Genomic DNA, 6,594 nt, shown 5'->3' with positions numbered 1-6,594 from the left:
CCCCTCAGCGCCTCCCCCACCCACACCACCTCACGTCGCCACTCGCCACCTCGCCACTCGCCACCACGATCCACCTGGAGCACACCGCCTTGCCTACCTATTCCTACCGCTGTACCGAGTGCGAGAACGCCTTCGACATCCAGCAGGCCTTCACCGACGACTCGCTCACGGTCTGCCCGGTCTGCGGCGGCAAGCTCCGCAAGGTCTTCGGCTCTGTCGGCGTCACCTTCAACGGATCGGGCTTCTACCGCAACGACTCCCGCGCGACGACGTCGTCGACCGAGAAGCCGTCGCAGAGTTCCTCCGACAAGGCCTCCTCCGGGTCGAAGTCGTCGGGTTCGGGTTCCTCCGAGTCGAAGTCGTCGGGGTCATCCTCTTCGGGTTCATCGTCGTCGGGTTCCGACAGCAAGCCCACATCCGCCCCCGCCAAGCCGGCGAGCACCTCCGGCGCCGCGTAACGTCCACCGACCAGAAGGGTCCCCCCATGTTCAAAGGCTTCCGGGAATTCATCCTCCGCGGCAATGTCATCGACCTCGCTGTCGCCGTCGTCATCGGAGCCGCCTTCACGGCGGTCGTGACGGCGATCGTCAACGGCATCTTCAATCCGCTGATCGCCGCCGTCTTCCAGTCGGGCCAGCTCGACGACGCGGTCAACGTGACGATCAACGGCTCGACGCTCAAATTCGGACTCGTGATCGGGGCGATCATCCAGTTCCTGATCATCGCGCTCGTCGTGTACTTCGTCTTCGTGCTGCCGATCAACCACCTGAAGAAGGTCGCGTTCTTCAAGGGCCAGCAGAGCCCGCCCACTGAGGCCGCGGCCGCCACCCCGCCCACCGAGGCGGAGCTGCTCGCCGAGATCCGCGACCTGCTCGCCGCCCAGCGGAACCCCGGCGCCGCCTCGGCCAGCCAGACCCCCGCGGGCCCACCCTTCCCCACCGAGTGAGCGCGCCGTGAGCACAGTCGGCGACCCGAGCGCCCCCGTCGAGCCGGCCGCGCCCGGCGCGGCGGGTGCGTCGGGTGGGTCGGGTGCGGCGGGTGCGTCGGGTGCATCGCTTGAGCACGCGGCTCCGGATACCCGTGCGAACGCTCTGCCCAGCGATCCCCGCGCGATCTCTGCGGCTCCAGATGCCCGTTCCGAGGCCCTGCGCGTGACGCGCGTCGGGCGTCGCCGCGTCACCACCGCGCCCGCGCCCGGCTCAGATGCCGCGCCGCAGGCCCCGATCGACCGCACTCCGGGCATCCACGCCGCCCTCGCCACCGAGGACACCGACCGCGCCTGGGGCGACGCCCCTGCCGACAACGAGTCCCGCCTCAAGCACGACGTGCCGCCCCACTACTGACCCGCCTCGCGCCCCGTCGGCTCCGCCCTCTGGCCGCCCCGCGACCTTCGGCCATCCCCGCCCGCTGCGACGTCCGACCTGCTGCGCGCTCCCCAGCCACACCGCTGGCCCCGCCATCCCTGCCCGCCCGCAGGCTCAACCGAGGATCAGCGCGGCGGTGGCGCGCATGCGTGGACGGCGGGCCCCACATCCTCGGTTACGACGCGAGGGGCGCGCGGGAGGCAACCGTTGCCGTAGCGATCAGCAGCAACAGCTGCCGCAGCAGCGCAGCGCGTCAGACCGCGGTCAGCTGGCGCACGCCGATGACGGCGGCGATCCGCGTCGCCACGGCCTCGGGGTCGGTGAACAGCTCGAAGCTGTGCACGCGCAGGTAGTGCCACCCCAGGCGCTTCAGCATGTCGGGGCGCAGCCGCAGCGACTCGCGGAGGCTCATCGAGTGCACCACGGCATCCGTCTCGACCACGATGGCGCGACCCTCGTACGAGGCCACCAGCGTGAGCTTCCCGCGGTGCTCGAAGGCGACCTCCAGGCCCCGCGCTCCGAGGCGGCGGGCCAGGTCGATCAGCAGCGCGTCGCCCGGGCTCGAGAACGTGTCGGGGTTCGGCCCGTTCTCCGCCTCGGTGAGGATCTGGCGCAGCGACACGACGCCGTACGTCATGCGCTCCTCGTCGATGTCGCCCGGCTTGAAGCAGCTGACGATGTCCATCGAGCGACGCGCCCGGGTCATGCCGACCGCGAGCAACCGCTCTCCGCCCGGCTTCGCGAGCGGACCGAAGTTCGTCAGCACGCGCCCGTGCGGGGTGCGGCCGTAGCCGACCGAGAAGATGACGCGGTCGCGGCTCTGCGCCACCGACTGCTCGAGCGTAGCCACCATGAACGGCTCAGCGCGATCTTTCAGGATGAAGTCGCTGAGGTCGCTGCGCTTGGCGAACGCCGAAAGAACAGCCTGCTGCACCCGCACCGCGTGCTTGGCGCTGGCCGTGATGACCATGAGCGACTCACGCGGGTACTTCTGCGCGTGGTCCATGACCAGCCACACGACGCGCTCGACCTCGGCGTCGACACTCTCGACCGCACCCGTCTCGCTGTCGGGCATCCCGCCCGCACCCTCGAGGTAGTGCAGCGTCAGGCTGCCATGGCCGAGGAACGTGCCGGCCCAGGGCAGCGAGTCGATCTTGCCGTTGTAGAAGCGGTGGTTGACGAGCTCGGCGAGGTCTTCGCCGCCGGCACGGTAGCTGCGGGTGAGCGAGAGCGTGGGCACGATCTCGGCGAGGCGTGCCATCGCGGATTCGCCGGCCAGCTCCTCCACCGACTGCGCGGCAGCGGCAGTATCGCCCGACGCACTGCGCGGGGCGGGCTGAACGACCGCGGCGACCGCGATCTCGAAGTGCGAGGGCGTCTGCGTGACGGGGTCGCCGAACGCGACGACCTGCTTCGCCCGGCGGATAGCCCCGGCGTTCTCGGCGAGCGTCGTCGCTCCGGCGTCGACGAGGATGACCGCGTCGAACACGATCTCGTCGGTGATCTCGGCGACCTCGTACGGTGAGGCGAGCCACACCGGCGCGAGCACGCGGCTGAGGTAGGGCGCCGCCTTCTGCAGCGTCGCGGAGGTCACGGCGTCGCCGCGAAGCAGCGTCTTGAGGGCGGCCGCCTCGTCGGCGTGGTCGACCAGGCCCACGCTCCACGTCTCCGACAGCTGCCACGACAGGATCTGCCCGCTCACCGAGGCGTGCGCCTCGTCGACGAGCGTGAAGTCGCTCTCGAGTCGGTCCAGGATGCCCGTGTTCGCGCCGAGCAGTGCGCGATCGTTGGCGAGCATCAGTTCGAGCACCGACTGCCACCAGGCCAGCTCGAGCTCGTCGGCCACGGCCTCTTCGGGCACGTGCCGCTGCGACAGGTCCATCAGCAGAGGATCGAGCGCGAGCTCCCGCAGCGTGTCGAGCAGCGCGGTGCGCTCCTGCAGGTTCGCGAGCACCTCCGAGTCGGCGGCGAGGCCGTCGAGCATCGGGATCAGTTCGTTGATGGGCCGCTCACTCAGCTGCTGGGCGGTGCCCGCGATGCCGAGCGGGACATCCAGCCGCGCCAGGTCTTCGAACACCCGCTGGTAGGCGACCTGCACGTCGTCGAGCCCGGTCGGCACCTCGGGCGGGATGCCCGCGGCGGCGAACCGGTGCCACAGGGTGCGCTGCTGCTGGATGCGACGGAGCGATGCGTTGATGTCGCTGACGTGCACACCCGGGCGCACGTACTCCTTCGCGAGGCTGCGGAGCCGGCGGCGCGAGGTGCCCGTCATCTGCGCCGAGTCGCGGCGCGCTCCGGTCGCCGCGATGATGTCGGTCAGCGAGCGGTCGAAGACGACCGGCAGGAACTTGTCGAGCGTCTCCCGCAGGTCGAGCAGCAGGCGGAGGTACGAACCGAGCTCGGAGACGGTCGTGAACTGCCGCATGTGCGTCTGCCCGACGAGCTCGTAGGCGCGGGTGAGCAGGCTTGGCAGGTCGGTGCGGTGCACGCGCTTCGCCGTCGCGTGGATCGCCGCTGCGTCTTCGGCGTTCTCGAAGTTCGCGCCGTACCAGGGCGAGTCGTCGGGTCCGTAGCGGAACTCACCGAGGGCGGCCGCCTTGATCAGCGTCTTCGCCGCCTTGCTGCGCCCCGAGGCGAGGGCTTCGAGGGAGGGCCGGTCGAGCCGGGCGGTCGTGGCGGGAGGCTGGGGCAGCAGCGACAGGCGTGCGAGCTCCCGCAGGGCATCCAGAACCGAGACCTTCAGCAGGGGGTCGACGCGCGAGAGCGACTGCCGGTAGTCGATCAGCACGTGGCGCAGGCGCACGAGCGCCTCGTCGACATCGGCGACGTGCGGCTGCATTGCCTTCTCGTTGCGCCCGATGGACTGGATGAGGTCGCGGCGGAGCGTTCGCGGCGAGACAGCGGCGCCCGGCAGGCCGACGTCGTTCAGGCGGCGGGCGATTCCGCGGAGGCTCAGGCGGCGCGGGCTGACGATGAGCACGCGCTTGTTCTGGCCCATCAGGGCACCCACCGCGTTGACGATGGTCTGCGTGCCGCCGGTTCCGGGCAGCGTCTTCACGACGAGGGAGTTGCCGCCGGCGATCTGGGCGACGACGTTCTCCTGCTCGGCATCCGCGTCGAGCAGCAGCGTGTCGGTCGACGGCGGTCGCGTGTCCTGCGGGGTCGGGTCGACGGGGTGGTACGACGCCTGCATGGCGCGACGGGCGGTGAGGCTGCCCGCCACGGCGTCGAGCACCGGGTGATCGAGCTGCCGGGCATCCATCACCATCGAGGTCGCCACGTCGGCGAACGACGACACGACGAGCCGGGGCTGCACGCTGAACCAGGGGAGGTGCGACGTAACGCCGCGCAGGTGGTCGATGACGGGCTGCGGCTTGAAGACGCCGTTCGAGGCGGCGAGCGCGACGATCGCGTCTGCGTCGAGGGTGATCTGGAACTGCTCGCGCAGCGCCCGCGCGAGCTCGGGGTTCACAAACGCCGAGCCGCGGAGCTTCAGCTCGAAGTCGCGCCCGTAGCGGCGCACCGAGAGCGGGCGCAGCAGCAGCGGGGCGCTGAACTCCTGCTCCTCCAGCTTCCACTGGGCGAGGCCGATCGCGAGGTGCACGGAGTCGATGCCGCGCACCGCACGGAGCTCGACGCCCTTGTCGGTGATGGCGCCGGCCGCGATGCGGGCGCTACGAAGAGCCAGCTCGTCGCGGATCAGGCTCGACAGCAGCGTCGCGTTGCCGGTGATGAACTGGGCGAGGCCACTCGGGTGCGTCGACGTGAGGTCGACGCGCGACCGGGGGGCGTCGTCGAAGTGGATGAGCGGGCTCGTGCCGCCGACCTCGGCGAGGTCTCGGCGCCACTGCTCGCGGGTCGGTTCCACCAGGTCGTCTGTCGAAATGATCGAGCCCGTCTTCATCGTGGTCTCACCTCTGCCGAGCGTTCCGGAGTCGGCGCGGCGACCCCACACCGACGTCGCTTCGTCGGTCTCAGACGCTTCGAGGTCTGTCTCTCGCTTCTTATCGGCACGCCACACACAGGTACCCTATGCGCGAGGCCCGGCTTTTCGCGGGAGGCGGGGCCGAGTTTCGCACACTGCGCGTGTCGGGTGGGGCGGCGGTTCGCTCGGCGCGTGGGGTGCTGGATGCCGGGAGCCGGGGCCGGGCGTGGTCGGGCGCTGCCCCGGGCGTGGTCGGGCGCTGCCCCCGGGCGTGGCAAAATTGACTCATGTCAGAGCCGGCGACGCCCTCGCCTCACTCCTTTACCCCTCCCCGGTTGCACTCCGCCCCCGGCAGCGGAGACGGCTGGGTCGAAGACGGCTCGGGTGCGAAGTTCTGGGGCCGGTTCGGGGCCGCCGGGCTGCTTGCGTACGACCCGGCCCGCGGCATCCTGTTGCAGCATCGCGCGAACTGGAGCCACTTCGGCGGAACCTGGGGCCTGCCCGGCGGAGCCCGGCACGAGAGCGAGACGCCCGTGCAGGGCGCGATCCGCGAGGCGAGCGAGGAGGCGGGCGTCGTCGTCGAGGCGCTGAGCCTCACGCTCACGTCGACGTTCGACCTCGGCTTCTGGAGCTACACCACCGTCGTCGTCGACGTCACGTCGCCCTTCGAGGCCGCGGCGACGGATGCCGAGAGCATCGAGGTGCGCTGGGTTCCGGTCGCCGAGGTAGCCGCCCTGCCGCTGCACCCCGGCTTCGGCGCCAGCTGGCCGACCCTGCAGGCGGAGCTCGGCCGCCGCACTGTGCTGATCGTGGACTCCGCCAACGTGGTCGGCTCGCGCCCCGACGGCTGGTGGAAAGACCGCGCCGCGGCCACCGAGCGCCTCGCGGAGCGGCTCGCCCGCCTCAGCAGCTCCGGCTTCGCGGCCGCCGCCCTCGGCATCGACCTGCCCGGCACCCACTGGTGGCCCGAGGTGCGCCTCGTCGTGGAGGGCGCCGCCCGCGCCGCGCGCCTCCCCGCCGCCGCTGCGCCTCCGCCCGCCGCGCACGCCGCGCCCGCATCGGCTGTACCGTCACGTACGCCTGCCCCTGCTGCCGCACGGGATGCCGCCGCGCCGCCCTCGCTCGACGCCGGCACCCAGCCCGCCGACGCCCACCTCACCGGAACCCGCGCCGCCGACATCGCCGCCCGCCTCACGCTCGTAGCGGCCGAGCACGACGGAGACCAGGCCATCGTCGACGAGGTAGCCGCCCTCTTCGCCGCGCCCCGCCCCGGCACCCCACCCCTCCCCCCGCCCACCGCAGACG

At 71.5% G+C, this 6,594-nt stretch carries 5 protein-coding genes; 4 read left to right on the top strand and 1 reads right to left on the bottom strand.

Features of this window, described 5'->3' with window-relative positions; genetic code table 11:
• From C5B96_RS02695 to C5B96_RS02685, 3 genes are all read left to right on the top strand, one after another.
• Positions 1-458, top strand: a 458-nt coding sequence (locus C5B96_RS02695) for an FmdB family zinc ribbon protein (protein ID WP_369826422.1), incomplete at its 5' end; no start/stop codon positions are given.
• 26 nt (positions 459-484) lie between these two features.
• Positions 485-946 carry a large conductance mechanosensitive channel protein MscL gene (mscL, locus tag C5B96_RS02690; RefSeq protein WP_104242715.1) on the top strand — a complete coding sequence of 154 codons (462 nt, stop codon included), beginning with the start codon at positions 485-487 and terminating at the stop codon, positions 944-946.
• 7 nt (positions 947-953) lie between these two features.
• Complete coding sequence (locus tag C5B96_RS02685; protein WP_104242713.1) at positions 954-1,343, top strand: hypothetical protein; 390 nt, start codon at positions 954-956, stop codon at positions 1,341-1,343.
• Between the two features lie 274 nt (positions 1,344-1,617).
• Here the strand turns inward: C5B96_RS02685 and C5B96_RS02680 are convergent, their stop codons facing one another.
• Positions 1,618-5,385, bottom strand: coding sequence for an AAA family ATPase (locus C5B96_RS02680; RefSeq protein WP_369826421.1), 3,768 nt, complete (start codon positions 5,383-5,385; stop codon positions 1,618-1,620).
• Positions 5,386-5,624: 239 nt separating this feature from the next.
• Between C5B96_RS02680 and C5B96_RS02675 the strand changes: the two genes are divergently transcribed.
• The coding region (locus C5B96_RS02675; protein ID WP_233188954.1) for an NUDIX domain-containing protein at positions 5,625-6,594 on the top strand (970 nt) is incomplete at its 3' end.

The organism is Subtercola sp. Z020 (assembly GCF_002931235.1).
GTDB lineage: Bacteria > Actinomycetota > Actinomycetes > Actinomycetales > Microbacteriaceae > Subtercola.
The sequence above is the reverse complement of the archived record's forward strand: the minus strand, read 5'-3'. Positions and strand labels throughout refer to the sequence as shown.

Coding starts and splice junctions, on each gene's coding strand:
- mscL (WP_104242715.1), top strand. CDS start 485: ATGTTCAAAGGCTTCCGGGAATTCATCCTCCGCGGCAATGTCATCGAC.